The organism is Kitasatospora phosalacinea, from assembly GCF_000716545.1.
In the GTDB taxonomy this organism is placed as follows: Bacteria; Actinomycetota; Actinomycetes; order Streptomycetales; family Streptomycetaceae; genus Kitasatospora; species Kitasatospora phosalacinea.
This window is the reverse complement of record NZ_JNWZ01000021.1, coordinates 37,984-61,306: the sequence shown is the minus strand read 5'-3', so window position 1 is coordinate 61,306 and position 23,323 is coordinate 37,984. Positions and strand designations below refer to the sequence as shown.

The window sequence follows — 23,323 nt, the reverse complement described above, 5'->3', positions numbered from 1 at the left end:
TGGTCTTCTTCCGGGGGTAGGGGTGGGCGGGGTGGCCGGGGCGGGGGTTCAGCCCTTGACGGCGCCGGCGGTCATGCCGGTGGTGACCTTGTTCTGCAGGAACAGGAAGACCAGCAGGACGGGGAGCATGAAGAGCGTCGCGGCGGCCATGGTGGCGCCCCAGTCGGTGCCGAAGACGTTGGCGAAGGAGGAGAGCCAGACCGGGAGGGTGCGGGCGTCCTGGTTCTTGATGATCAGGGTGTTGGCGAAGGCGAACTCGTTCCACGCGGTGATGAAGCCGAACAGCGAGGTGGCGAGCAGGCCGGGGGCGAGCAGCGGGAGGGTGATCCGGCGGAAGGCGGCGGCCCGGGTGCAGCCGTCGACCTGGGCGGCCTCCTCCAGCTCGGCGGGGACGGCGGCGAGGAAGCCGCGCAGCGTGACGATGGTGAAGGGGAGGGTGGTCATGAAGTAGACCAGGGTGAGCATGCTGAGGCTGTCGAGCATGTCGGTGTCGCGGGCGATCACGTACATCGGGATCAGCAGCGCCTCCCAGGGCGCCATCTGGGCGGTGAACACCAGCAGCAGGAAGGCCCGTCGGCCGCGCCAGCGCAGTCGGCCGACGGCGTACGCGGCGAGCAGGGCGACGGCCAGGGAGAGCAGGACGGCGCCGAGGGTGACCAGCAGGCTGTTGCGCCAGTAGCCGCCGAAGCCGGGGGCGTGGATCGCCGTGGAGAAGTGGTCGAGGGTGGGGTGCAGGGGCAGGAAGGCGGGGGTGGCGGACTGGATCTCGGCGGTGGGTTTGAAGGCGGTGACCACCATCCAGTACACCGGGAACGCGGCGGTGGCGAGGACGGCGAGCGCGGCGAGGTTGAGCGGCAGCCGGCGCAGCCGGCGGGGGGCGAGGAGCTCGCGGGGGGCGAGGGGGTTCACGCCTCGGCTCCTTCCTGGCGGTGCATCCGCCGCAGGGTGGTGACGAGCGCGGCGAGCAGGATCAGCACGGTGAGCGTGGAGGCCGCGGAGCCGAGGTCGTACTTGTGCAGGTTCTGGGCGATCTGGAAGGCGTAGACGGGCAGGGTGGTGGTGGCGCCGTCGGGGCCGCCCTGGCTGACCACCCAGATCTGGGCGAAGCACTTGAAGGTCCAGATCACTTCGAGCGAGGTGACCAGCGCGAACAGCGGGCGCAGCACGGGGACGGTGACCAGGTGGAAGGTCTGCCAGGCGCCCGCGCCGTCGATCCGGGCGGATTCGTAGAGCTCGCCCGGGATGGTGGTGAGCCCGCCGTAGAGGGTGAGCGCGGCGAACGGGACGGACTGCCAGACCACCAGCAGCACCAGGACGGTGAAGGTGGCGCCGGAGTGGGCGAACCAGGCGTAGTCGTGGTAGCCGTGCAGCCCCAACTGGTCAAGCGCCCAGTTGACCACTCCGAAGCGGGACTGGAACAGCCACTGGAAGACGGTGGTGGCGGCGATCACGGGGGTCGCCCAGACCAGGACCAGGGCGCTCATCACGGCCAGCCGCATCCGCCGGCCGAGCCGGACCAGCATCAGCGCGACGAGCGTGCCGAGGCCGGTGATCAGCGCGGTGTTGAGGGCGGTCCAGCCGAGGGTGCGGACGGTGACGGTCCAGAACTTGGGGTCGGAGAGCAGCGCGGTGTAGTTGTCGAACCCGACGAAGGGGGCGCCGCCGCGGATCAGTTCGGCCAGCCGGAAGTGCTGGAAGGAGATCACCAGGTTGCGGGCGACGGGGTAGAGCAGCAGGTACGCCGCGCCCACCAGGGTCGGGGCGATGAGCAGGTAGGGCCGGATCCGGGTGCGGAGCGGCGGTGGCGCGTCGGTGGGCACGGCGGGGTGTACTCCTGTCGGGCGTGCGGGGCGGGTCGGCGGGACGCGGCCGGGCGCGGCGCGGGGCCCGGCCGGGGTCAGTTGCCGCTGAGCGCCTTGGTGATGGCCTCGCTGGCGGTCCTGCCCGCGGCGGCCGGGTCGGCGCCGGTGAGGACCTGGGTCATGTACTGCTTGATCGGGTTGTCGGCCTCGACGGCGGCCCAGTCGGGCGAGTTGGGGGTGGCGTGGCCGTTGACCGCGCCGGCGGCCATCGCGGCGGCGCCCTCGTCGGCGCTGAGCACGGAGGCCAGGGTGGTCCGGTTGGGGACGTAGCTCATCCGCTTGGCGATCTCGGTCTGCCACTTGTCCCCGGCCAGCGCCTTGACCACTTCGTAGGCGGCCTGCTGGTGGCGGGAGGACTCGGGGACGATCAGGTCGGAGCCGCCGGTGAAGACCGCGCCGGGCTTGTCGGCGCTCTTGCCGGGGATCGGGAAGAAGCCGAGCCGGTCCTTGAGCTCCGGGTTGGCCTTGAGGATGGCGGCGGCGCCGCCGGGGGTGGAGATCACCTGCGCGGTGTGGCCCTGGGCGAACACCTCGGCCTGCGGCGGCTTGGCCTCGTCGGCGTCCTTGGGTCCCTTGCCGAGGGACTGGAGCTGCTGGTAGAAGCCGATCGCGGCCTTGGCCTGCGGGGTGTCCAGGGTGCCGGCCCACTTGCCGTCGGAGCCCTTGGCGGCGAGGTCGCCGCCCTCGTCCCAGAGGAAGCCGGCCAGCACGTACCAGGTCTGGCCGGTGAGGTAGATGCCCTCGTTGCCGCCGGTGTCGAGCTTCCGGGTGTCGGCGATCCACTCCTCGCGGGTCCTGGGCGGGGTGGTGATGCCGGCCTGCTGGAACAGGTCCTTGCGGTAGATGACCACGCGGTTGGCGGCGTACCAGGGGATGCCGAACTGCCGACCGCCGATCTTGCCCGGCTCGGCGAGGCCGGGGATCCAGTGCCCGCCGTCGAGTTCGGCGGCCTTGTCGCTGAGGTCGTGCACGCCGCCGCTGGCCGCGTACTGGGCGACCTGGGTGTTGCCGACCTCGATCACGTCGGGGGCGTCCTTGCTGGCCAGCGCACTGGTGACCTTCTGGCCGATGCCGTCCCACTCCTGGATCTGCACCTTCAGGGTGGTGCCGGGGTGGCCGGCCTCGAAGTCGGCCTGGAAGTCCTTCAGGAAGGCATCGGTGACGCTGTCCTTCATGATCCAGACCGTCAGTTCGGCCGGTCCGGACGCTTCCTGGGAGCCGGAGCCGGAGGAGCAGGCGGTCAGGGTGGCCGCGCCGAGCAGCAGGGCGATCGCGGAGCGCAGGGTGGCCGGAAGTGCGGTGGATCTCACGGTGGGTGCCGCCTCGGGGGTGCAGGGGATGCCGGTGGGGGTGTTCGAAGGAGACCGGCTCTTTACCAGTAGAGTGAACTGGTCCGGTCAGTGGTAAGAGAAGGTGGCACAGCCGCCACACCCCGTCAAGGCCCCGTGCGCCCAGGTAACTTGGCCATCTACCTGCGAGGAAGACATCGAGTGCGGGCCTTCCGGCGTCCGGTCGGCCACTGGTAAGGTCCGCGAACTGGTCTGGTATGGTCTGACCAGTTCGAAGTGAAGGGGATGGAACGATGGCGACGGATTCGTCCGGCGGGGCGGGATTGAAGCGCGATCAGGTCAGGGAGTACCTGCGCGAACTGGTCGAGTCGCTGACCCCCGGCGACCCGGTCCCCTCCGAGCGGACGCTCTGCGCCCAGCTCGGCGTCTCGCGCCCGACGCTGCGCGCCGGGGTGGACGAACTGGTGGCCGCGGGGCTGCTGGTGCGCGAGCACGGGCGCGGCATGTTCGTCGCCCCCGCCAAGATCGTCCAGGAGCTGACCCCGTCCGGCGGCGGCGAGCCGGCCTTCAGCGTGCCCCGGGCGTCCGGGAGTTGGACCAGCCGGGTGCTGGAGTTCGGCTCGATGCCGGCCGGCGCGGCGATCGGCCGCAAGCTGTCGCTCTCACCGCCGACGCCGATCCTGCACATCGTCCTGCTGCGGCTGGTCGACGGCGAGCCGATGGCGATCGAGCACCTGCACATCCCGGCCGCCCTGCTGCCCGGCCTGGCCCCCGCCGACCTGGAGCGCGGCGACCTCTACCAGTTGATGGCCGCCCGCGGCGTGCACGTCCACCAGGCCGTCCAGGCCATCGAGCCCACCGTGGTCAGCGACCGCGAGGCCCGGCTGCTGACCGTCCCCGCCCTCTCCCCCGCGCTGCGCTTCGAGCGGCTGACCACCGACGCCTCCGGCGGCCCCGTCGAGTACGTCCACTCGCTCTACCGGGGCGACCGCTACCGCATCGTCTCCCGAATCTCCCTCGCCGGCCCGTCCCCCGCCGCCCCCGGCGACTCCCGCCACCACCCGGGCATCCCCCCGGGCGACCTGACCACCCGCGGCACCGGCCCCACCGTCACCACGGGGGACATCCAGCCCCTGCTGTGACCCGCGCGAGGGGCGGGGCCGGCCGGGGGCACGGCCCGGCACGGAGCGGTGCTCAGCCGTGCGGGCCGGTGCTCAGTCGCGCGGGCCGGTGCTCAGTCGCGCGGGGCGCTGTACCAGCGCCACTCGGCGGGCCGGTCGCGGCCGGGCAGGTCGCCCCGGCCGGTGGCCCACAGCAGGGTGGGCCAGGGGTCGGTACCGGCCGGCGCGTCGGGGAAGAGCCGGGCCAGCACCCGGGTGGTGATCCCGGCGGGCGCCGTCCACTCCAGGCCCAGGCCGAGCGCCAGGTCCCGGGCGTGGGCGAAGAGTTCGACCAGCCCCATGGCGGCGCTGCCCTCGGCGTCCGCCGTCCCGAAGCCGTGGAAGGCGCGGTCCTGCGGGCGCGCCGTGCGGACCATCGCCACCAGCAGCGCTCCGCAGGCCTCCAGGACCCGGACCAGGCCGCGCGGTCCGGCCTCCCGCTCGGCGAAGACGACGTTGGCGGGCTTGCCCGGCGCCTCCCGCTGGTAGACGAACGGCACGAAGCCCTCGGCGGGGGGCGACTGCGGCCCCAGCTGGGCCGCGTAGGAGAACAGGTCGTCCGCCAAGTGCTCCGCGGTCTCCCAGCAGCTCCACTCCAGCGTTCCGGCGGGCCGGTCCCAGTCGGCGGCCGCCGCGTCCGGCCCGCTCAGCAGGGCGACGACCAGCCGCACGCCCTCGGCGAGGTCGTCCGCCGTCACCGGGCCGACGGCGCCGGGGTGTTCCACCCGCTCGTGATCAACCATGCGCCGAGCGTACCCACCGGATCCCGACAGGGCATCTCGACATCAAGCATCTTGATATCGAGACATTTCTCGGGCAGAGTGCTCCCGGCACGAAGGAACCGGCCTCGGAGAACGGGGGAACCATGCGCGAACGCACCAAGACCGTCGGCCTGACGGCCCAACTGCTCCGCCCGCCGGGCGGGCGGGACGGCCGGACCATGCTGTTGACGCTGTTCGTCGACCGCACCGGCACCGGCGTCTGGTCGGCGGTCTGCGTGCTGTACTTCACCGAGCTGAGCCGGCTGACGGCCGCCGAGGTCGGGCTGCTGCTGGGCGCCTCCTCGGTGGCGGGCATCGCGGGCACCCCGGTCGCGGGCCGGCTGGCCGCCTCGTACGGGGGGCGGCGGGTGCTGATCGGGTGCCACCTGCTGCGGGTGGCGGCGCTGACGGCGGTGCTGTTCTGCTCCTCGTTCACGGCGCTGCTGCTGGTGGTGGCGCTGGCCACGCTGGGTGACCGAGCAGCCCGCTCGATGGAGATCCTGTACGCCACCGAGGTCTCGGAGGGGCAGCACTCGGCCTACCGGGCGCTGTCGCGCACCGCGATGAACGCCGGGTACGCGGCGGGCGCCGGCCTGGCCGCGATCGGCCTGGCGGTGGGCACGGCCACCGCGTACCGGACGCTGGTGGTCGCCGACGCGGCCTCCTTCCTGCTCTCGGCCGCCCTGGTGGCCTCCCTCCGCGACCGGCACCGGGCCGGGGCCGCCGACGGCCGCCTCGCCGCCCCGGACGCCGGGCCCCGCCCCAACCCCTGGCGGGACGCCGGTTACCTGCGCTTCGTCGCCCTGGACGCGGTGCTCACCATCGACGACGCGATCCTCAACGTCGGCCTGCCGCTGTGGCTGATCCACTCCACCAGCGCCCCGCACGCGCTGATCCCCGCCTTCCTGGCGATCAACACCCTGGTCGTGGTCTTCGCCCAGCTCCGGGTCTCCGCCCTGGTGCACAGCGCCCGGCAGGCGGTGCGGGTGGTCCCGCTGTACGGGTTCGCGATCCTCGGCTGCTGCGCGGCGGCGGCCCTGGCCCACCGCGCGGGCACGCCGGCCGCCTCCGCGCTGCTGCTGCTCGCGGCGGTGCTGGTGACGCTGGCCGAGCTGGTCCGCTCGGTGGTCTCCTGGGAGCTGTCGGTGGCGCTCGCCCCGGAGCGGGCCCGGCCCGAGTACCTCGGGGTGGCGGGCATGGCCCACTCCACCGAGAAGGCCGCGGGCCCGCTCCTGCTCACCGGCGCCGTCCTGGCCACCGGCCCGCTCGGCTGGCTCGCCCTCGGCGCGGCCACCACCGCGGCCGCCTACGCCCAGCGCCACTACGGCGCCGACCGGCTGGCCCTCACCCGGTGAGGTCGGCGACCCGCGCCACCACCGTCCCGTACAGGTCTCCGACGGTCGCCAGCGCCGCGGCGTGCAGCTGCGCCGCCGGCACGGCGCGGCCGTCCGGCCCCGGCAGCGTCCGGGTCGCGCACGCCTCGGCGACCACCGTCGGCCGCCACCCCTCGCGGAACGCCCCCTGCGCGGTGAACGCCACGCACATGTGCGTCATGAAGCCGGCCAGCACCAGGTCGCGGCGCGGCCCGTCCCCGTCCGCCTCCTCCAGCACCTTCGCCAGTTCGGTCCCGTGGAAGGCGTCGGGGAAGGTCTTCACCACCACCCGCTCCCCCGGAGCCGGCGCGACCGGCGCGCTGATCGCCCCGATCTCGGCCCGGACGTCGTACGGCGTCCCCGGCCCGCCGTCGTTGACCACGTGCACCACCGGCGCGCCGGCCGCCCGGGCCGCCGCCAGCAGCCGCGCCCCGGCCGCGAGCGCCTCCTCGGCGCCCTCCAGCGCCATCACGCCTTCCAGGTAAGTGTTCTGGTAGTCGATCAGCACCACCGTCGCCTCGGCGAGGCGCGGCGGGGTGCCGTCCAGGCCGATCACGGTGCGCAGCGTCGCGGACGTTTCTTGCATGCTCATGACAGTAATCTCCTCGTGTTTCTCAGGGGTCGGGCAGGAAGTGGTCAGGGGGTGGTCATGGAGTGGTCAGGTGGTGGTCAAGGGCTCGGGAGGCGCCCGTTCAGGGGCCGGTCGTCACCCGGAAGCGCCTGCGGTACGCGGCCGGTGTCGTGCCCAGGCGGCGGCGCATCGTGCGGTGGAGCGTCTCGACCGAGCCGAGGCCGCTCGCGGCGGCGACGTGTTCGAGCGGCCGGTCGGTGCCCTCCAGCAGGCGCCGGGCGGCCTCCAGCCTCGCGGCTTCGACGTACGCCGCCGGGGTCGTCCCCGTCTCCTGCCGGAACACCCGCGCGAAGTGGCGCTCGCTCAGGCACATCCGGGCGGCCAGCGCGCTCGCGGAGAGGTCGTCGGCGGGGTGCTCGGCGATGTGCAGGCGCAGGTCGTCGATGTCCCGGCGGGAGGTGGGCGGGGCGCTGAGCGGGACGGAGAACTGGCTCTGGCCGCCCTGCCGCTTGAGGTACATGACCAGTTGCCGGGCGACGGCCATCGCCAGTTCCTCGCCGTGGTCCTCGGCGACCAGGGCGAGGGCGAGGTCCATGCAGGCGCTGATCCCGGCGCCGGTCCAGATCCTCCCGGACCGGACGAAGATCGGATCGGGGTCGACCGTCACCTCCGGGTGGTCGGCGGCGAGCCGGGCCGCCGTCGACCAGTGGGTGGTGGCGCGCCGGCCGTCGAGCAGGCCGGCGGCGGCCAGCAGGTGGGCGCCGACGCAGACCGAGGCGACCCGCCGGGCGGAGGGGGCGAGCCGTTCCAGCCAGGCCACCACCTCGCGGTCGATCCGCGGCCGGGGCCCTTCCCCGTCCGACCCGGGTTCGACCGCGCCCGGCACCAGCAGGGTGTCGACGGGGCCGGTGACCTGGTCGAACGTCAGGTCGACGGCCAGCCGGACGCCGGCGGAGGTGCGCACCAGGCCCTCCGCCGGTCCGGCCAGTTCCACCCGGTAGCCGGCCCGGCCGCCGCTCTCCCGCCCGGCCAGGGCGAACACCTCGGCCGGGCCGGTGACGTCGAGCAGGTCGACGTCGGGGAAGACCGCGATCACCACGCGGCGGTTGGAGGACATGCCCCCATCCTCGGCTTCCCCGCCCGGCGTCCGCAATGACACCGTTCTGGCGAATCCGGCCGTCACCCCCTGTCCGGTCCGCCCCGATGACCGACCTGGCTGCCGCCCCGGTCACCGACCTGGCTGCCGCCTCGGTTACCACCCTGGTTGCCGCCCCGATGACCGACCCGGCTGCTGCCCCGGCCGCCGTCCAGTTGCCGCCCCGTTCAGTCCGCGGGCGTCCAGCAGCCGGCCTCGGCGGCCCGGGCCACGTGCTCCTCGAAGGAGCGGGCCGGCCGGCCGAGCGCCCGTTCGACGCCGTCGGACACCACCGCCCCGCGGCCCTCGCGGACGTCGGTCAGCAGTCCGGCCAGCCGCCGCGCGGCCTCGGCGGGCGCGCCGTGCGCGGTCGCGGTGGCGACGAACTCCTCGGCGGTGACGTCCTGGTGGCGGACGGGACGGCCGGTGGCGGCGGAGATCAGCTCGGCCGCCTCGCCGAAGTCGATCGCCCGCGGGCCGGTCAGCGCGTAGGCGCGGCCGGCGTGCCGGTCGCCGTCCTCGGCGAGGGCCGCGGCGGCGACCTCGGCGATGTCCTCGGCGTCGACGAACGCGGTGCGCCCGTCCCCGGTGGGCAGCGCGAGGACGCCGGACAGGACGGCCGGGCGCCAGAAGGTCTCGCTGAAGTTCTGGGCGAACCAGCCGGGCCGCAGGATCGTCCAGTCGGCGCCGCTGTCCTGCACGGCCCGTTCGGCCGCTTTCAGCGGGTGGCTGTCGTCGGCCTCGCCGACGCCGTGCGCGGAGAGCAGCACCAGTCGGCGGACGCCCGCCGCGACGGCGCGGTCCACCAGCAGCGGGAGGCGCTCGCGCCGGTCGGTGCCGGGGCGCAGTTCGGGTTCGACCAGGTAGAGCGCGGTCACGCCGTCGAGCGCGGGCGCCCAGCCCGCGGGGTCGTCCAGGTCGAGGCGGTGGTCGCCGCCGGTGCGGGCGGCGGTGCGGACGCGGTGGCCCTGCGCGGTGAGGCGGCGGGCGACGCGGCGGCCGGTGGTGCCGGTGCCGCCGAGTACGAGGATCTCGTTCATGCCTCCAGCCAACCCTGCCGGGCGCGGACGCCCCATGGGTCCGCGTCCCGGATCCCTTCGCGATCGTCCCGGCTCGGGCCCGCTCCCCTCCGGCGGGTGTCCCCGTCGGCGGCCCCGCCCCCTCCCGTGACGCGTCGTCACCGGGCGGCTAGCCTGGCCGGTCATGGACGTCCTGAGCGATCTGCTGCACCGGGCCCGTGCCCAGCACACCCGGATCCACCAGCTCGTCCAGCGGCCCCCGTGGTCGGTGGCCTTCGCGGATCCGCCCGCGCTGACCGTGGTCGCCGCGCTGGACGGCCCCGCCTCCGTCCGCCTCACGGAGCGCCCGTCCGACGCCCCCGTGCTGCTCGCGCCCGGGGACCTCGCCCTGATCGGCGGCAGCGCCGGGCCCTACGTCCTGGCGGACCGGCCCGACACGGCGCCGCAGGTGCTGATCCGCGCCGGGACCAAGCAGGTCGTCGATGCCGCCGCGGTCTCCGACCGCGTCCTCGCGCCGCGCACGTACGGGGACGGCCTGCCCGGCGCGACGACGCTGCTGCACGGCGCCTACGGTTTCCGGGGCGCGGCGGGCGCGCACCTGCTGGAGCTGCTCCCGCCGCTGGCCGCGGTGCCCGCCGGGGAGGGGACGGGGACGGCCCTGCGGCTGCTCGCCGCCGAGACGGTCCGGCAGGATCCGGGGCAGGAGGCCGTCCTGGACCGGCTGCTCGACCTGGTCCTGGCGCTCGCCCTGCGCGCCTGGTGCGGTCGGCCGGACGCCGAACTGCCTTCCTGGCCGGCCGCGTTGAGTGTCCCGGCGGTGGGCGAGGCGATCCGGCTGCTGCACGCCGACCCGGCCCGCCACTGGACGGTCGCCGAACTCGCCGCCCGGGTGGGCCGCTCCCGCACGGCCTTCGCCGCCCAGTTCACCCGCGCGGTCGGCGAGCCCCCGCTCGCCCACCTCACCGCCTGGCGCATGGTGCTGGCCGCGGACCTGCTCCGGGACACCGACGCGACCGTCGCCGCCGTCGCCCACCGGGTCGGCTACCGGGACGCGTTCGCCTTCAGCACGGCCTTCAAGCGCACCCGCGGCCTCACCCCGTCCGCCTGGCGCGAGCTGCACGAGACCTGACCCGCGCTCACCCGCCGCCCGGCGTGGTGCGGTCCGGTAGGGCATCGCCCGACGTGGTGCGGTCCGGCCGGACAGGGCGCGACCGGACACGGGTACGCGGCGGTGCGGGTACGCGGCGATGCAGATACGCGGCGGTACGGCGCGCGAGGTCAGTAGCGTTCCTGGCCGAAGAGGTCGACCCGGATCGGCTCGACCGCGGAGCCCTCGCCGGACTCCGGGCCCTGCGGGGAGAGGGCGACGGCGATGCCCGCGACGGCCAGCACGACCATGATGCCGATGGCGAGCGGCAGGACGAACTGCGAGGCGGGCGTGCCGCCGCCGAGGGGGCGGCCGTCGAGCGTGACGGTGACGGCGGCCATCGCGGTGTAGTGCATGGCGACCACCGCGACGCCGGCGACCAGCGCGGAGCCGAGCGCGGAGGGCAGGCCCTTGACGTTGAGCGTCATCCACAGCGCGGTGGTGGCGGCGGCGATGGCGATCGCGACGGAGGCGACGACCAGCGGGGTGTCGTATGTCGTGATTCGGCCTTTACCCCGCCTTTCCCTCCTTCACGGCTTTCCGCGTCCGTTTCGGGTTCCCACCGGAGCGCGGGCCGGTCTCCCGTGGCAGGCTTGGCGACCGTGGAACGACCCGCCGAGACTCCCGCCGACTCCGACTCCGACTCCGACTCCGACTCCGGCCTCCCCGCCGGACCACCCGCCGGGCGGCCTCCGCTCCTGGTGGTGGACGGCGCCAACGTCGTCGGCTCCGTCCCGGACGGGTGGTGGCGGGACCGCCGGGGCGCGGCCGAGCGGCTGCGCGACGCGCTGGTGGACGTGGCGGCGGACGGACTGCCCGGACTGCCGGGGCCGTTGACGGTGGTGCTGGTGGTGGAGGGCGCGGCGCGCGGCGTCGCGGAGGTCCCGGGGGTGCGGGTGGTGTCGGCGCCGGGCAGCGGCGACGACCGGATCGTGGAGCTGGTCGCCGCGGAGTCGGCTTCGGTGTCCGGGCCCGCATCCGGCCCCACATCCGCGTCCGTGCCCGTGTCCGCTGCGGGCCGCCGGCTGCTGGTGGTGACGGCCGACCGCGAACTGCGCGAACGGGTCGCCGCCCTGGGGGCGGAACTGCTCGGCCCACGTGCGGTGCGCCGCTCCCCCGGCCGGACCGACCGCACTGACCGACCGCACTGACCGGCCGGACCGACCGCGCCGATCCGCCCCCCTCGACCGCCCGTCCGGCTGACGCCGCGCCAGCCCGATTGCCACTGAGGCAAACTGACGGGGCGGCGCCCCCGCCGCCCCGCGCCCGGCACCCGCCGGCTCAGGCCGGTCTGGTCCGGGTGACCGCCGGGCGGGTGCGGCCCCGGGAGCTGATCGCGGGGCGGCTGGGGCGCCGGTCGGGCCGGGGCGGCTGCTCGTCGGCCGCCGGGGAGGGGCGTGCGGCGAGGGCGGCCTTGAGCGCGCGGACGGCCAGCAGCACGGCGACGGCGGCGAGTTCGACGGGTTCGGTGGCGCCGCGTTCGGCGGCGGCGCGCTGGCAGGAGGAGCACCAGACGGCGCTGGCCCGGCCGCCGTCGGGGTAGTCCAGGCCGACCGGCACCAGGTAGTGGCAGCCGCAGGCCTGGCAGACGAAGAGCAGCCTCATCGCTGCACCACCCCCGAACCGCCGCACACCGAGCACGGCGACCAGTAACTGCGCTGCACCGGTTGCTGTCTCCCCTGCTGGTCGGTCTCCACGGAGTGCTCCGTCTTCTCCGTCCCGCGCGCCCCGCCGCACCCCGGGCAGGTCTGCTGTTCGGCCATCGGCCCACCTCCAGACCACAGACCGTAGCGCGCCGGTCCCCTCCGTGGCAGCGGTTCGCCCTCGGACCACACCGGAGCTTTACCCCCGCCCGCCCGGAGGGCGCCCTCCACCCCGCCCGGACGGTGTGTCAGCCGCCCGACACGGGGGCTCGGACGGTGGCCGGTGCGCCGGGAGCGACACTGCCCGCGCCGGTGCGGCGCTTCGCCCGTCGTGTCCGATTCCCGCCAGCCGAGCGGTCGGCGGTGCGCGATGCTCGCGCGCATGACCACACATGCGCAGGGCCTCCGCTTCGAACACCGGGGCGTCGTCCCCCGGGTCCACCCCACCGCGTTCGTCGCGCCGACGGCCACCCTGGTCGGCGACGTCCGGATCGGCCCGCGCGCCCGGGTGATGTACGGCGCGGTGCTGGACGCGGAGGGTTCCCGGGTGGAGGTCGGCGAGGCGGCGGTGGTGTGCGAGAACGCCGTCCTGCGCGCCTCCGCCGTCGCCGCCGACCAGCCGGTGCTGGTCGGCGACCACGTGTTCGTCGGTCCGCACGCCACCCTGCTGGGCTGCACCGTGGAGCGGGCCTGCTACCTGGCCGCCTCGGTCAGCGTGCTGCAGGAGGCGGTGGTGGGCACCGGTTCGGTGGTCGCCGTCGCCGCCCTGGTGCACACCCGCACGGTGCTGCCCCCCGAGTACTTCGTCCCGCCGTACACCACGGCCCTCGGCGACCCGGTGCGGCTGCTCGCGCCGGGCGACCCCGGGATGCCGGAGGCGATCGGACGGCTGGGCTTCGCCGGCACGGCCTTCGGCGTGGACGCCTCCTGGACCGACCGCGTCGCCCGGCACGAGCGGATCGCCGAGGTCCGCTCGGCGGAGTTCGGCGCGCACCTGGAGGACCGGGCGGTGGCCGATTGATCGCGCCGCGTCATCGACGTCCATCAAATGATTGATGTTCGTCAGCTGGTTGATGCACCACGTCCGACGGTCGTCCGTAGCCGCATGACCAGCGGCGATCGGACGACCGGACGACCGGCGCCCGCCCCGCCGGCTGAGCCGTTCGCCGGGCTCAGCCGTTCGCCGGACGCTCCCGCCGGGGGGCCGGCCGGTCCGGCGTCGCCTGCGGCCAGTCGGCGGGGGACGCCTCGACGTCGTTGCCGCGCACCCAGACGGTGGAGACGCCGAGCAGTCGGCGCATCACCGCGAAGCCGCCCTCCCAGCCGTCGGGCAGCCGCAGTCGGCCGAACCGGACGGTGCCGGCACTGAACCGGGTGTCGCCGCTCTCCAGCATGCCGGTCCAACCGGGCAGGCCCACCTCCGGGACGTTGCCGGTCAGTTCGGCCTGGACCGGGATCTCCAGTCCGTCGGCCAGCAGCAGGGCGGGGCCCCGGTACACGGGTGAGGTCATGCCTAGAGAGTGCGGGAGCCCTCCGGATCCGCGCAAATCACGCAATCCTTGCCGATCCGGACAGGCCCGGGTCCTTCTGCCGGTGAAGCACCCCGCGCCGCGTCCGCTCGGCCGGCTTTCGCCACCCCGAAGCAGCAATACGGCATTGCACAACCGGGTGGGCCCGGCTGGAGAAGCGACAGGAGAACCTCACGAACGAGCCCCTGACCGTCCTGGCGCGAATACTCCCATCCGCCGCCCACCGCCCACCGCCCACCGCCCGCCGCCCGCAGCGATAACCGGCTTGTCGGCGGGGCCGGTTGCGGGAGATTGGTGGGATGGGAGCGCGTATCGAGGTCGTTCTGGGCGACATCACCGAGCAGGACACCGAGGCGGTCGTCACCGCCGCGAACGAGTCGCTGCTGGGCGGGGGCGGGGTGGACGGGGCGATCCACCGGGCGGCGGGGCCCCGGTTGGCCGAGGCGGGCGGGGCATTGGCTCCGTGCGAACCGGGTGACGCGGTGGCGACGCCGGCCTTCGACCTGTTCCCGCCCGTCCGGCACGTGATCCACACCGTCGGTCCGGTCTGGGACGGCGGCGGGTGGGGCGAGGCGGGGATCCTGGCGTCCTGCTACCGGCGCTGCCTGGCCGTTGCCGACCGGCTCGGCGTCTCCAGCCTGGCCTTCCCGTCCATCGCCACCGGTGTGTACGGCTTCCCGTCCGAGCTCGCCGCCCGGATCGCCGTCGAGACGCTCACCGCTACCCCGACCGACGTCGCCCTGGTCCGCCTGGTCGCCTTCGACGTCCCGTCCCGCGACCTGCTCCGCGCCGCCCTCCCGGGCTGAGCGCACTGTGGCGGCGGTGCTCAGTCGCCGATGAACCACAGCCGACTGCCGGGCGTGGCGACGCACGCGCCCAGCATCCGTTCCAGGTCGACCACGGCGTCCCGCTGTTCCTCGTCGGTGCGGTGCCGCAGCAGTTCGTCGATCTCGCGGAGCGCGGCGGCGGCGTCGCGTCCGTCGAACAGCGCGTCGCCGTACGGGTCGATCTGCCAGAGCTGCCACGAGCGCTTGATCGGCAGTTCGTCCAGCACCCGGGCCGGTCCGTTGCCGTGCCGGCAGGAGTCGTGCAGCAACGAGGCCCCGGTGGGTTCCTGGTCCAGCCGCTTCGGGCGGGCGGAGTGCAGTTCGATCTCGATGCCCAAGGTGCCTGTCCTCTTCGGTGCGTTCAGTGGGCCGAGTCCGCCGCGACCCGGTCGCGGCGGACCCGGGTGGCGACGCCCCAGGGCCCCTCAGCGCCGGTCGGTCCGTCCGCTCCGTCCTGGGTCGCATTCGAACAGACCGGCCGGACGGGGGGCGGGCGGCGGGAGGACGCGTTGCCGGGCGGGGCAGGCGGCGCCCGGGTGGACGGGTGCTGTTCCAGGAGGAGTTGATCGAGCGGGTCCATGAAGTGTGCGAGGTGGAAAGGGAGTTGGACGCGGCGCTGATGTACGGCCCGTTCGCGGCCGGGGCGGCGGACGAGCACAGTGACGTCGAGTTCTGGCTGTTCTTCACCGCCCGCCGGCCGGCCGGGGGCGATCCGCGCGCGTGGTGTTCGGGGATCGCGCCGTCGGCCGCAACGGTGGCGGGGCTGCGGGCGGCGACTTCGGGGGCGTCGGCGCCGGGTCTGCTGGGGGCGCTGCGGGGCGTGCTGGAGTTGGGCCGCCGGTTGTGGCCGGTGATCGTGGCCCGCGCGGGCGTTCCGCGCCGACCGTGCTGTTCGACGAGTGGGACACCGCGCTCGGGCACCGCGAGCGCGGCTGACGGCGGGTCACCCCGGCTCGTCCCCGTCGCCGTCCCCGTCGCCGCCCCTGTCGCCGTCACTGTCCGCATCCCCGTCCCCGTACCCGTCGCCGTCCCTGTCGCCGTGGAGGAGGCGTCGGACCAGCGCGTCGAGGTCGACGTGATCGCGTTCGAGGCCGACCGGGACGACGCATTCGGTGCGGCGCAGGAAGTCGTGCAGCGCCCGGGCGGGGATGCGCAGCAGGGCGCTGGCCTCTTCGCCGTGCAGGGAGAGCAGGACGTGGCCGTGGTCGGGGCCGTCGCCGGGGGTGATCGACATGTCGCCGAGGCCGGCCGGGCGGGTGAGTCCGGCGAGCAGGAGCTCGCGGGAGAGTGCCCAGGTGACGGGTTCGGGCAGGTCGACGTGGTTGTCGAGGTGGACGGTATAGGGGTCGTCGGCGCGGTAGCGCAGGCGGGCGGCGACGGGGACGAGCAGTTCGGGGGTGACGACCACTTCGACGACCAGGTGCAAGGTGGGCCTGGTGGTGGCGCAGCGCTGCGGGGGGACGGTGGACGGGGTGGGTTCCTGGTCCGGGGTCACCTGACCGCACCGCCGTCCGTCTCCCGTCCCGTACAGGGGAGAAACGATTCTTCACTTGCCGGGCGGGAACCCGCTGCGCGCCACGGCGCCTCTCGAACGTGCACGCCAGGACAACGACGCCGGGCTCGATCGGTGACACCTCATTCGTTCCGCCCCCGAACGGCCCGGTGACGGCCGCAGTGGGCGGGGTGCCGTCCGCCCACTGCGGCGGGGGCCGCCGCTACGCCTGCGCGAGCCGGCGGGCCAGCTCCTCCGGGTAGGCGTCGCCGTACGCGTCGGCCAGGTCGTCCAGGTCGATCATCGGCGGGATGTCGATGACGGGCTGGCGCTCGATCAGGAACGCCACCGTCTCGCGCACGATCAGCCCCTCGTCGCCGCCGGACAGGCCGGGCCGCTCCAGCACCCCGTCGGTGACCCGGACCCGGGTCGCCGCCCGGACCTGGCCGTCCTCGACCCGGACCAGGTACTCGCGGTCGCCCAGGGGCTCCACCCGGATGTCAACTGCCATGGCGCGGGCCGTCCTTCCGTCAGTGCTCAGCCGTACGGCGGTGCCGACGCCGCGTCACCTGCGGGTTCCGCCGCCGGACACCGGTCTCCCCCACCTTACGCGCCCGTCCGGGCCGGCCCGGTTCTCTGCCCGCCCGGGGCCGGCCCCGTGTCAGCAGCGGGTCAGACGCGGGTCAAGCGCGGGTCAGGCGCGGCCGAAGCAGCGCTCCAGCTCGTCCAGGCCGTAGAAGTAGGAGCCCTTGGCGATCGGGTGGCAGGCGTCCTTGAACGCGGTCTCCTTCTCGTTGTAGAGCATCCGCACCAGGTAGGCCGGCTTCCCCTTGGCGTCGGGCGCGGCCCGGTACAGGTCCCACTGGAGGTTGGCGGCCATCGGCGCGACGTCGGCGCCGCGCCACGGGTTGTTCGCGTAGTCGTAGGGCTGCGCCGGGTCGGCCTGCCGGGTGCTGCCGGGCAGGCCGAGCAGGGCGGCCAGCGGCTCGATCTCCTCGGCGTGGGTGAAGCGCAGCACGGCGCCGGCGCCGCTGGTGCCGGCGGCCTTGTGCTCGGCCTGGGCGAACAGGTCGTCGAGCAGGACGCCGGCCATCTTGTAGGTGATGGTGCGCCCGGTGAAGCCGGGCCCCTTCTGGTAGAACTCCTCGGCGTCGTCGAGGTAGCCGAACCACTGGGCGTCCGGGGGCGTCAGGAACCGGTCCAGGTCGGTGCCGCGGGCCTCGACGGCGAGGTCGGGCGCGGCGCTGTAGAGCGCGTACAGCGAGCGGGCGAAGGCGGTCTGCCGTTCGGTGGTGAGGGTGTCGGCGAACGCGGCGGTGAACAGGCGGCGGACGGTGTGCCGGGCGGCCTCGGCGGTGCGCGGGTCGGCGTCGATCGCGGCGAGGGTGGCGGCGAGCTGCGGGTCGTGGGCGACGTACGCCTGGTAGTCGGCGTTCTGCGGCTGCTTGTGGAAGTAGAGCAGGTTCTTGTCGGTGACCGGGGCCTTGAGGGAGCCGGCCAGGGCGGGTTCGCCCGCGACGAGTCCGGCGGTGAAGGCGTCGGCGCTGGCGGTGGCCCGGGTGACGCCTGAGGTCTCGACCACGATCGGCGCGCCCTGGGCGGCGATGGCGTCGAACAGGCCGGGCAGCCGCTGTTCCATCCGCAGGGCGGTCTGCCGCTGCTCGTCGGCGCCCCGGGCGGACAGGTTGCCGTAGCCGATCGAGGCCCCGGCGTCGAGCAGCGTCCGCACCCGCGGGGCGAGTTGGGCGCCGAGGCCGGTCAGCCCGCCGGCCTGCTCGGCCTCGGCGAGCAGTGCGAGGACGGCGTCGCCGTCCTCGCGGTCGCTCATCGCGCGCGAGCCGTGCCGGGCGACGTTCTCGGTGAACACCGGGGTGTAGCCGGCGGGGGCCTGCTGGTAGCGCCGGAGGTCCTGCTGCGGGGCGTACGGGGTCTTGGTGCCGTAGGAATCGCCGCGGGCGGCCCCCTGGGCGCCGGCGGTGCCGGCGGTCGCGAGGGTGGCGGCCAGTGCGGTGGCCAGGGTGGCGGCGGTGAGTACGGCGGTGCGCTTCACGGTGGGGAGCCTCTCGAGGGGAGGTTAACCGGTCTATCCGGTCGACCGCCGCACCCTGACAGCCGCGTCCGAACCCCCGTTCACGTCCGTCCGTTCGTCCGGTGTCCCCGGGGTGAACGGAAGGATCCGGGGTGAACGGGCACGGCCCGGGAGGAACGGGCGGCTCCCGTCGGCCCGCCGGTGCCCGGCCGGTGTTCAGCCGACGACCGCGACCGGGGCGTCCCAGGCGTTGCGGTCGACGGTGACGGTGGCGCCGCCGTAGGTCTCCTTCTGGTTGATCTGGTACTGGTGGGCGCGGCGGTGCCCGCTCCACAGTCCGGCGGCGAAGGGAAAGCTGCCGGTGGTGTCGGCGGCGCCGTCGTAGCGGGCGTACCACACGGCGTCGGGCAGGTCGGGGGCGTTCTCCCCGGCGGCCTCGGCGATGCCGGCGGCGCTGGAGGAGGCGAAGCCGTAGAACCCGGCCCAGTAGCCGGCGCCGTGCACGGCCCGGTTCCAGGACTGGACGTAGGCGAGGACGGCGTCGGCGCAGGAGGTGTCGGCGGTGTTGTACGCCTCGACGTCGAGGTAGAGGGTGCTGCCGGGGCGCATGCCGAGGGCGGCGGCCTTGGCGACGGCGTCCTGGCCGTCGGTGGTGCCGAGCGGGGCGGCGGTGTCGGCGGTGAGCTTCTCGGGGCTGCTGCCGGTCTGGCAGGGCGGCTGGGCGCCGACGTACAGCGGGACGAGCTTCCAGCCGCTGCTGCTCACGGACTTGACCCAGCCGGCGGTGAGCTGGGGCTGGGCGCAGCCGCGGTTCTTGCCGCCGATGTAGACGGCGGCGGCGCCGTAGGGGCTGGTGCCGTGCCAGGCGTTCATGGTGGCGAGGCTGGGCGCGGTGCAGGTGTCGAAGGCGAGGCCGGTGAAGGTCGCGGGCGCGCCGCCCGGCTTGGCGACGGGTGCGGCGGGCGACGGTCCGGCGCCCTTGGCCGGCTGGCCGGCACCGGCCGTGGCGCTCGAAGCGGCGGAGGCGGACGCGGAGGGACTGCCGGACGCGGACGCGGATGCCGAGGCGGAGGCAGAAGTGGAGGCGGAGGGCGAGGCGGAGGTGCTCTCCCCGAACGCGGGCGCGGGCGTCGCCGTGCCGTCGCCGTCGGCGGTGGTGGCGGCGGCGGGCGCGGGTGCGGCGGTCGCGGGGTGCTCGTCCCCGCCACCGGCGGCGGCGAGTGCGGCGGCGCCGGAGCCGATCACCAGGACGGCCGCGGCGGAGAGCAGCACGGCGCGGCGGCCCCGGGGGCGGGGTCCGGACGACTCGCGGGCGCGGCGGTGCGACACGTGCTCTCCACTGGGTGGTTCGTGCGGATGGTGCGCACACCCTAACGGGCGCTCGACGGGCCTTCCCCGCGGGCTCCGCCCTCCCGCTTGGGCCTGGACGTGGCCGGACGTGGCCGGACGTGGCCGGACGTGGCCGGGCCGGGGCGGGGCCGGGGCGGTCGCGGCCGGGCCCTGGTGCCGGCTGCCTCGGCCCTAGGATGGGGGTCGAACTTGTCCGAGTCGGGCGCGGGGCGGCCGTGCCGGAGGGAGTCTCCCATGGAGTTGGCGGGTGTCGACCCGGGCCACGGCGAGGGCGACGAGGGCGGTCGGCGGCGGCGCGGGCAGGGCGAGTTGGCCACCGAGGTGCTGTCGGTGCTGCACCGGGCGCCGGGGCCGGTGACGGCGTCCTGGGTGCAGGAGCAGGTGGGCGGCGAGTTGGCGTACACCACGGTGATGACCATCCTGTCGCGGCTGCTGGCGAAGCAGGCGGTGGTGCGCAGCCGGGCGGGCCGGGCGTACGTGTGGTCGGCGGCGGCGGACGCGGCGGGGCTGACGGCCCGGCGGATGCGCCGGATGCTGGACACCGAGCCGGACCGGGACGCGGTGCTGGCCTCGTTCGTGACGGCGCTGACGCCGGAGGACGAGCAGTTGCTGCGTTCGCTGCTGAACGCGGCGGAGGCCGCCCCCGGTGCCGGGGGCCGGGACGACGGGCGCTGAGCGATGGGTTCCTTCGTGTTCCTCCCGCTGGTGCTGCCGTTGACCTCGCTGCCGATCGCGCGGCTGGCCGAGCACCACCTGCACCCGCGCAACGCGGTGCGGCTGCTGTCCTGGATCGGCGTGACGATGGCGGTGTGCAGCACGCTGGCGCTGGGCCTGCTGTTCGTGGTGGGCACCGCGCAGATCCCGGGCAACCCGCTGCCGGACAGCTGGTCGGATCCGGAGATCCGGACGGCGGTGCCGTTCCACGAGGAGGTGGGCACCGCGGCGGTGGCGGGTCTGGTGACGGTGCTGACGGCGTGTTCGCGCTCGCTCCGCCGCCACCTGCGGATCCGGGCCCGGGCGCACCGGGTGCTGGCGCCGATGCCGCTGGATTCGGACCTGGTGGTGCTGCCGGACCCTGAGCCGTACGCGTACGCGGTGCCGGGCGGGCCGGGCCGGGTGGTGGTGTCGGCGACGATGATGGACAGCCTGGACGCGGACGAGCAGCGGGCGCTGTTGGCGCACGAGCGCTCGCACCTGGCGAACCGGCACCACCGCTACCTGCTGGCGGCGCAGTTGGCGAGCTGCGTGAATCCGTTCCTGCGGCCGTTGCAGAGGGCGGTGGGGTACGCGACGGAGCGCTGGGCGGACGAGGAGGCGGCGGATTCGGTGGGCGACCGGCGGCTGACGGCGCGGGCGGTGGCCCGGGCGGCCCTGGTCACCCGGGGTGCTCCGCCGCCGGCCTTCGCGGCCTTCGCGGCCCCGGGGCCGGTGCCGCGCCGGGTGACGGCGCTGCTGAGTCCGGCGCTGGGCGAGGCTTGGCCGCCGCCGGCCTCTCCGGCGGGGCTGGCCGCGATGGTGGCGGCGGCGGGTACGGCGGTGTCGGCGGTGTCGGCGCTGAACGCGGCGGTCGCGCTGCTGCTGCTGGTCAAGGCCGCCACTCCCTGGTGAGGCCGCCGCTGCCGGTGGGGGCGCCGCTGCCGGTGGAGTCGGCCCCGGCCGGGGCCGCCGTTCCCGCTGCCGGTGTGCCGCTCCCCCGCTGTCAGTCGACGCAGGGGACGCCGCCGGCCTTCACCGGCGGGCCCTGCATCTGCAGGGTGGCGGCGGGGCCGGGCTGGGCGGTGGCGGCGGTGGCGGCGGCGGCGCCGTTGTCGCCGTTGTCGCCGGAGGGGGTGGCGGCGGCGCGGTCGGCGCCGAGGACGACCTGGACGTGGCCGGGGGCGACGGCGGTGGAGGCGGTGGCGGCGACCCCGTAGCGGGCGGCGAGCTGCCGGGCGGCGTCCTGGGCGCCGGTGCCGTACTTGACGGTGGTGGTCCTGGGGCGGGTGTCGGCGGTTCCGGGCTTCCCGGTCCGGTAGCCGAGCGCGGTCAGGGCCTTGGACTCCTCGCCGGCCGCACCGGAGACGGACGATCCGTTGAGCACGTCGACGGTCGCGTCGGCGGCGGGGCCGGACGCGGGAGTCAGCGCGGGGGCGGTGGCGGCGGGCGCCTCGGCGGGGCCGGACGCGGGAGTCGGCGCGGGGGCGGTGGTGGCGGGCGCCTCGGCGGGGCCGGACGCGGGAGTCGGCGCGGGGGCGGTGGTGGCGCCGTCGGGGACGGGTGCCGGGTCGGCGTCGACGGGCTGGCCGAACAGCTGCTTGACGATCCGCCGGAGCTTGGCGGGGTCGACCTGGTTGACCTCCTGGCCGCCGACGGTGGCGAACTTGTCGATCGGCAGGGTGTTGAACTCGACGTTGCCGCCGGTCAGGTTGGGGGCCTGCTGGGCGAAGTCGAGGATCTGCCACCGGTCGTCCACCACCACGTCCTTCTTGACCACGTCCAGCAGGTCCTGCATCTTGCCGAGGTCGCCGAGCACGCCCTGCTGCTTGAGCTTGTGCTCGACGGAGGCGATGAACGCCTGCTGCCGGTGGGTGCGGTCGAGGTCGCCGTTGGTGAGGTTGTGCCGCTGCCGGACGAAGGACAGCGCGTCCGCGGCGTTCAACTGGCTGACTCCGGCGGGGAGTTTCAGCCCGGTGCCGCCGCCGGGCTTGACCACGTTGCCCTTGCTGTCGGTGACCCGGGAGACGATCGGGTCGTCGACCGCCGCGTTGAGGCAGACCGGGATCGGTTCGAGCGCCTTGGCGATGTCGTAGAAGCCGATCAGGTTGACCTCGGCGAAGTGGTCGATCGGGACGTCGAGCAGTCTCTGCACGGTGTGGATGGTGGCGGAGCGCCCGGCCTCGCGGCTCTGCCGCTCCAGGTCGGCGCCCGTGAGGCCCTCGGCGCGCAGTCGCTGCTCGGCGGCTTCCTTGGCGTAGCCGTAGGCTTCCTTGATCTTGTGCATCTTGCCCGCGGTGCCGTCCGCGTCGTACGTCTGCACCCAGTCGTCGCGCGGGACGGACACCGCCTGGGCCTTCCCGCTGGGCGGGATGTGCAGCACGATCAGCGAGTTGGTGTTGTAGCCGCCGATCTCGCTGGAGCCGGCGTGCAGTTCGTCCTGGACGAACTCCTTGGGCAGGTCGGTGCCGTCCATGTTCTTCCGGCTGTCCAGGCCGATCAGCAGGATGTTGACGGAGGAGTCGAGGTGGGCGGGCGCGCCCTTCCCGGTGCCGTCCAGGGCGTGCGAGCGTTCGACGCCGTCGAGCTGGCCGGTGGTGTACCAGGCGAAGCCGCTGATGCCCAGGACGGTCAGGGACAGGCAGCAGACGGCGACCCTCCCGGCGATCACGCCCGGTGCGGGGCGGCGGCGCACGACGCGGCGGAGCGGGCGGCGTTCAGACACGGCGGGGCCTCCGGGCGCGGAGCTTGCGCACGCCGACGGCCAGCAGGGCGGCGGCGAGGGCGGCGAGCATCCACGGGAACTGGGCGCTGACGAGCTTGAGGCCCTCGGTGCCGAGGCCGGCGCCCCGGTACTTGTCGCCGCGGGCCAGGTAGTCGGCGCAGCCGGCGGCGGCCAGGGTGACCACTGGTGCGCCGCTGGCCACCCACCACCAGCCGGCCCGGCTGCTGACCAGTGCGGCCAGGGCCGCGCCGAGGACGGCGCAGGCGGCGTAGAGCGGGCCGAGGCCCGGGCTGAGCAACTCGTCGGCGAGCGCGCCGAGCACCGGCAGGCCGAGCGCGGGCAAGACGGCGGGCATCCGGTTCGGCCCGGTGCCGTCGCCTCGCGCGGCCGGGCGTCCGTTCCGCCGGGTGCCGCCGCGCGCGGCTTCGCGGCGGGCGGGCCGCCGGGGTCCGCCGCCGTCCGGTCCGGGGGCGGGCCGCTCGTCCCGGTGCGGGCCGCGCTGGGCGGGGACGGGGTGGCCGAGGAGGGTTCCCTCCCGGGGGCCGCGCTCCTCCGGCCCGCCCTGCTCGTCCCGCTCGTCCCGCCGCAGCGGCGCGCCGCCGCGTGCGCCTGCCGGCCTTCGCCCCGTCATCGACACCTCTCGTCCACCGCCGCGCCGCGCCTGCGGCGCCCGACCGTTCCGGGCTGACAGACGCAGGCGGGCACCACCCGGTTCCTC

Annotated in this window: 26 protein-coding genes; 8 read left to right on the top strand and 18 right to left on the bottom strand. The window is 75.0% G+C overall.

The features are described 5' to 3' along the window. Positions 1 to 48 precede the first annotated feature (48 nt). From OO48_RS13080 to OO48_RS13070, 3 genes are all read right to left on the bottom strand, one after another. Positions 49 to 798, bottom strand: coding sequence for a carbohydrate ABC transporter permease (locus OO48_RS13080; protein ID WP_245194632.1), 750 nt, complete (start codon positions 796 to 798; stop codon positions 49 to 51). A gap of 107 nt (positions 799 to 905) precedes the next feature. Then, complete coding sequence (locus tag OO48_RS13075) at positions 906 to 1,820, bottom strand: carbohydrate ABC transporter permease (RefSeq protein WP_209439467.1); 915 nt, start codon at positions 1,818 to 1,820, stop codon at positions 906 to 908. A 77-nt stretch (positions 1,821 to 1,897) separates the two neighbouring features. Then, positions 1,898 to 3,172, bottom strand: a complete 1,275-nt coding sequence (locus tag OO48_RS13070) for an extracellular solute-binding protein (RefSeq protein ID WP_033215474.1) — start codon at positions 3,170 to 3,172, stop codon at positions 1,898 to 1,900. Positions 3,173 to 3,444: 272 nt separating this feature from the next. Between OO48_RS13070 and OO48_RS13065 the strand changes: the two genes are divergently transcribed. Continuing rightward, complete coding sequence (locus tag OO48_RS13065; protein ID WP_033215473.1) at positions 3,445 to 4,293, top strand: GntR family transcriptional regulator; 849 nt, start codon at positions 3,445 to 3,447, stop codon at positions 4,291 to 4,293. 92 nt (positions 4,294 to 4,385) lie between these two features. Here the strand turns inward: OO48_RS13065 and OO48_RS13060 are convergent, their stop codons facing one another. Continuing rightward, the gene (locus tag OO48_RS13060; protein ID WP_051732074.1) at positions 4,386 to 5,054 is read right to left on the bottom strand and encodes a hypothetical protein; all 669 of its coding nucleotides are present in this window, start codon (positions 5,052 to 5,054) and stop codon (positions 4,386 to 4,388) included. Between the two features lie 20 nt (positions 5,055 to 5,074). Here OO48_RS13060 and OO48_RS13055 point away from each other — a divergent pair, with 20 nt between their 5' ends. Then, positions 5,075 to 6,427 (top strand): MFS transporter, encoded by a 1,353-nt coding sequence (locus OO48_RS13055; RefSeq protein WP_425338536.1) that lies wholly within the window; start codon positions 5,075 to 5,077, stop codon positions 6,425 to 6,427. On the opposite strand, the gene OO48_RS13050 is transcribed toward OO48_RS13055, so the two are convergent. The 3 genes from OO48_RS13050 to OO48_RS13040 form a co-directional block, all read right to left on the bottom strand. Beyond that, positions 6,417 to 7,037, bottom strand: a complete 621-nt coding sequence (locus OO48_RS13050; RefSeq protein ID WP_033215471.1) for an isochorismatase family protein — start codon at positions 7,035 to 7,037, stop codon at positions 6,417 to 6,419. The two genes, OO48_RS13055 and OO48_RS13050, sit on opposite strands and share 11 nt — an antisense overlap. A gap of 100 nt (positions 7,038 to 7,137) precedes the next feature. After that, positions 7,138 to 8,133, bottom strand: coding sequence for a GlxA family transcriptional regulator (locus OO48_RS13045; protein ID WP_033215467.1), 996 nt, complete (start codon positions 8,131 to 8,133; stop codon positions 7,138 to 7,140). Between the two features lie 206 nt (positions 8,134 to 8,339). Then, positions 8,340 to 9,191 (bottom strand): NAD(P)H-binding protein, encoded by an 852-nt coding sequence (locus tag OO48_RS13040; protein ID WP_033215466.1) that lies wholly within the window; start codon positions 9,189 to 9,191, stop codon positions 8,340 to 8,342. A gap of 163 nt (positions 9,192 to 9,354) precedes the next feature. On the opposite strand from OO48_RS13040, the gene OO48_RS13035 reads away from it, so the two are divergent. Further along, the gene (locus tag OO48_RS13035; RefSeq protein WP_033215462.1) at positions 9,355 to 10,299 is read left to right on the top strand and encodes a helix-turn-helix transcriptional regulator; all 945 of its coding nucleotides are present in this window, start codon (positions 9,355 to 9,357) and stop codon (positions 10,297 to 10,299) included. 149 nt (positions 10,300 to 10,448) lie between these two features. Here the strand turns inward: OO48_RS13035 and OO48_RS13030 are convergent, their stop codons facing one another. Continuing rightward, positions 10,449 to 10,820, bottom strand: coding sequence for an MHYT domain-containing protein (locus OO48_RS13030; RefSeq protein WP_280842401.1), 372 nt, complete (start codon positions 10,818 to 10,820; stop codon positions 10,449 to 10,451). A 195-nt stretch (positions 10,821 to 11,015) separates the two neighbouring features. Here OO48_RS13030 and OO48_RS13025 point away from each other — a divergent pair, with 195 nt between their 5' ends. Beyond that, positions 11,016 to 11,468 (top strand): PIN domain-containing protein, encoded by a 453-nt coding sequence (locus OO48_RS13025; RefSeq protein ID WP_033215590.1) that lies wholly within the window; start codon positions 11,016 to 11,018, stop codon positions 11,466 to 11,468. 130 nt (positions 11,469 to 11,598) lie between these two features. Here the strand turns inward: OO48_RS13025 and OO48_RS13020 are convergent, their stop codons facing one another. Both OO48_RS13020 and OO48_RS38220 read right to left on the bottom strand, forming a co-directional pair. Further along, positions 11,599 to 11,922: a hypothetical protein gene (locus OO48_RS13020; RefSeq protein WP_033215460.1), complete on the bottom strand. Its 324-nt coding sequence runs from the start codon at positions 11,920 to 11,922 to the stop codon at positions 11,599 to 11,601. Beyond that, positions 11,919 to 12,080: a hypothetical protein gene (locus OO48_RS38220; RefSeq protein WP_157845437.1), complete on the bottom strand. Its 162-nt coding sequence runs from the start codon at positions 12,078 to 12,080 to the stop codon at positions 11,919 to 11,921. The genes OO48_RS13020 and OO48_RS38220 overlap by 4 nt, the downstream gene beginning before the upstream one ends. A gap of 262 nt (positions 12,081 to 12,342) precedes the next feature. On the opposite strand from OO48_RS38220, the gene OO48_RS13015 reads away from it, so the two are divergent. Continuing rightward, a complete protein-coding gene (locus OO48_RS13015; protein ID WP_033215589.1) occupies positions 12,343 to 12,981 on the top strand; it encodes a gamma carbonic anhydrase family protein in 639 nt (212 codons plus the stop codon). 151 nt (positions 12,982 to 13,132) lie between these two features. Here the strand turns inward: OO48_RS13015 and OO48_RS13010 are convergent, their stop codons facing one another. After that, positions 13,133 to 13,471: a hypothetical protein gene (locus OO48_RS13010; protein ID WP_157845436.1), complete on the bottom strand. Its 339-nt coding sequence runs from the start codon at positions 13,469 to 13,471 to the stop codon at positions 13,133 to 13,135. Positions 13,472 to 13,788: 317 nt separating this feature from the next. Between OO48_RS13010 and OO48_RS13005 the strand changes: the two genes are divergently transcribed. Continuing rightward, a complete protein-coding gene (locus tag OO48_RS13005; RefSeq protein WP_033215457.1) occupies positions 13,789 to 14,295 on the top strand; it encodes a macro domain-containing protein in 507 nt (168 codons plus the stop codon). Between the two features lie 20 nt (positions 14,296 to 14,315). Here the strand turns inward: OO48_RS13005 and OO48_RS13000 are convergent, their stop codons facing one another. The 5 genes from OO48_RS13000 to OO48_RS12980 form a co-directional block, all read right to left on the bottom strand. Then, a complete protein-coding gene (locus tag OO48_RS13000; RefSeq protein ID WP_033215456.1) occupies positions 14,316 to 14,654 on the bottom strand; it encodes a hypothetical protein in 339 nt (112 codons plus the stop codon). A 605-nt stretch (positions 14,655 to 15,259) separates the two neighbouring features. Next, on the bottom strand, positions 15,260 to 15,811 hold the full coding sequence (locus OO48_RS12995) for an SsgA family sporulation/cell division regulator (RefSeq protein ID WP_051732073.1): 552 nt from the start codon (positions 15,809 to 15,811) through the stop codon (positions 15,260 to 15,262). A 220-nt stretch (positions 15,812 to 16,031) separates the two neighbouring features. After that, positions 16,032 to 16,319: a hypothetical protein gene (locus OO48_RS12990; RefSeq protein WP_033215455.1), complete on the bottom strand. Its 288-nt coding sequence runs from the start codon at positions 16,317 to 16,319 to the stop codon at positions 16,032 to 16,034. Between the two features lie 183 nt (positions 16,320 to 16,502). Further along, entirely contained in the window at positions 16,503 to 17,858 is a 1,356-nt protein-coding gene (locus OO48_RS12985; RefSeq protein ID WP_033215454.1) for a histidine-type phosphatase, read from the bottom strand. A gap of 195 nt (positions 17,859 to 18,053) precedes the next feature. Then, positions 18,054 to 19,166 carry a glycoside hydrolase domain-containing protein gene (locus tag OO48_RS12980; RefSeq protein WP_342449644.1) on the bottom strand — a complete coding sequence of 371 codons (1,113 nt, stop codon included), beginning with the start codon at positions 19,164 to 19,166 and terminating at the stop codon, positions 18,054 to 18,056. Positions 19,167 to 19,421: 255 nt separating this feature from the next. Here OO48_RS12980 and OO48_RS12975 point away from each other — a divergent pair, with 255 nt between their 5' ends. Together OO48_RS12975 and OO48_RS12970 are read left to right on the top strand one after the other, a co-directional pair. After that, positions 19,422 to 19,862 (top strand): BlaI/MecI/CopY family transcriptional regulator, encoded by a 441-nt coding sequence (locus OO48_RS12975; RefSeq protein WP_033215453.1) that lies wholly within the window; start codon positions 19,422 to 19,424, stop codon positions 19,860 to 19,862. Between the two features lie 3 nt (positions 19,863 to 19,865). Further along, on the top strand, positions 19,866 to 20,795 hold the full coding sequence (locus OO48_RS12970) for a M56 family metallopeptidase (protein WP_033215452.1): 930 nt from the start codon (positions 19,866 to 19,868) through the stop codon (positions 20,793 to 20,795). Positions 20,796 to 20,886: 91 nt separating this feature from the next. On the opposite strand, the gene OO48_RS12965 is transcribed toward OO48_RS12970, so the two are convergent. Continuing rightward, positions 20,887 to 22,605: an LCP family protein gene (locus OO48_RS12965; RefSeq protein WP_081952085.1), complete on the bottom strand. Its 1,719-nt coding sequence runs from the start codon at positions 22,603 to 22,605 to the stop codon at positions 20,887 to 20,889. Next, positions 22,598 to 23,236 carry a DUF6542 domain-containing protein gene (locus tag OO48_RS12960; RefSeq protein WP_033215451.1) on the bottom strand — a complete coding sequence of 213 codons (639 nt, stop codon included), beginning with the start codon at positions 23,234 to 23,236 and terminating at the stop codon, positions 22,598 to 22,600. Before OO48_RS12960 ends, OO48_RS12965 begins: the two co-directional genes overlap by 8 nt. Positions 23,237 to 23,323 lie beyond the last annotated feature (87 nt).

What these genes read in the sequence shown, in the direction of transcription:
- OO48_RS13045 (WP_033215467.1), bottom strand. Translation starts at nt 8,133, where the DNA reads ATGTCCTCCAACCGCCGCGTGGTGATCGCGGTCTTCCCCGACGTCGAC.
- OO48_RS13015 (WP_033215589.1), top strand. Translation starts at nt 12,343, where the DNA reads ATGACCACACATGCGCAGGGCCTCCGCTTCGAACACCGGGGCGTCGTC.
- OO48_RS12990 (WP_033215455.1), bottom strand. Translation starts at nt 16,319, where the DNA reads ATGGCAGTTGACATCCGGGTGGAGCCCCTGGGCGACCGCGAGTACCTG.
- OO48_RS13005 (WP_033215457.1), top strand. Translation starts at nt 13,789, where the DNA reads ATGGGAGCGCGTATCGAGGTCGTTCTGGGCGACATCACCGAGCAGGAC.
- OO48_RS13035 (WP_033215462.1), top strand. Translation starts at nt 9,355, where the DNA reads ATGGACGTCCTGAGCGATCTGCTGCACCGGGCCCGTGCCCAGCACACC.
- OO48_RS12960 (WP_033215451.1), bottom strand. Translation starts at nt 23,236, where the DNA reads ATGACGGGGCGAAGGCCGGCAGGCGCACGCGGCGGCGCGCCGCTGCGG.
- OO48_RS12970 (WP_033215452.1), top strand. Translation starts at nt 19,866, where the DNA reads ATGGGTTCCTTCGTGTTCCTCCCGCTGGTGCTGCCGTTGACCTCGCTG.
- OO48_RS38220 (WP_157845437.1), bottom strand. Translation starts at nt 12,080, where the DNA reads ATGGCCGAACAGCAGACCTGCCCGGGGTGCGGCGGGGCGCGCGGGACG.
- OO48_RS12975 (WP_033215453.1), top strand. Translation starts at nt 19,422, where the DNA reads ATGGAGTTGGCGGGTGTCGACCCGGGCCACGGCGAGGGCGACGAGGGC.
- OO48_RS13060 (WP_051732074.1), bottom strand. Translation starts at nt 5,054, where the DNA reads ATGGTTGATCACGAGCGGGTGGAACACCCCGGCGCCGTCGGCCCGGTG.
- OO48_RS13010 (WP_157845436.1), bottom strand. Translation starts at nt 13,471, where the DNA reads ATGACCTCACCCGTGTACCGGGGCCCCGCCCTGCTGCTGGCCGACGGA.
- OO48_RS13020 (WP_033215460.1), bottom strand. Translation starts at nt 11,922, where the DNA reads ATGAGGCTGCTCTTCGTCTGCCAGGCCTGCGGCTGCCACTACCTGGTG.
- OO48_RS13065 (WP_033215473.1), top strand. Translation starts at nt 3,445, where the DNA reads ATGGCGACGGATTCGTCCGGCGGGGCGGGATTGAAGCGCGATCAGGTC.
- OO48_RS13080 (WP_245194632.1), bottom strand. Translation starts at nt 798, where the DNA reads ATGGTGGTCACCGCCTTCAAACCCACCGCCGAGATCCAGTCCGCCACC.
- OO48_RS13040 (WP_033215466.1), bottom strand. Translation starts at nt 9,191, where the DNA reads ATGAACGAGATCCTCGTACTCGGCGGCACCGGCACCACCGGCCGCCGC.
- OO48_RS13050 (WP_033215471.1), bottom strand. Translation starts at nt 7,037, where the DNA reads ATGAGCATGCAAGAAACGTCCGCGACGCTGCGCACCGTGATCGGCCTG.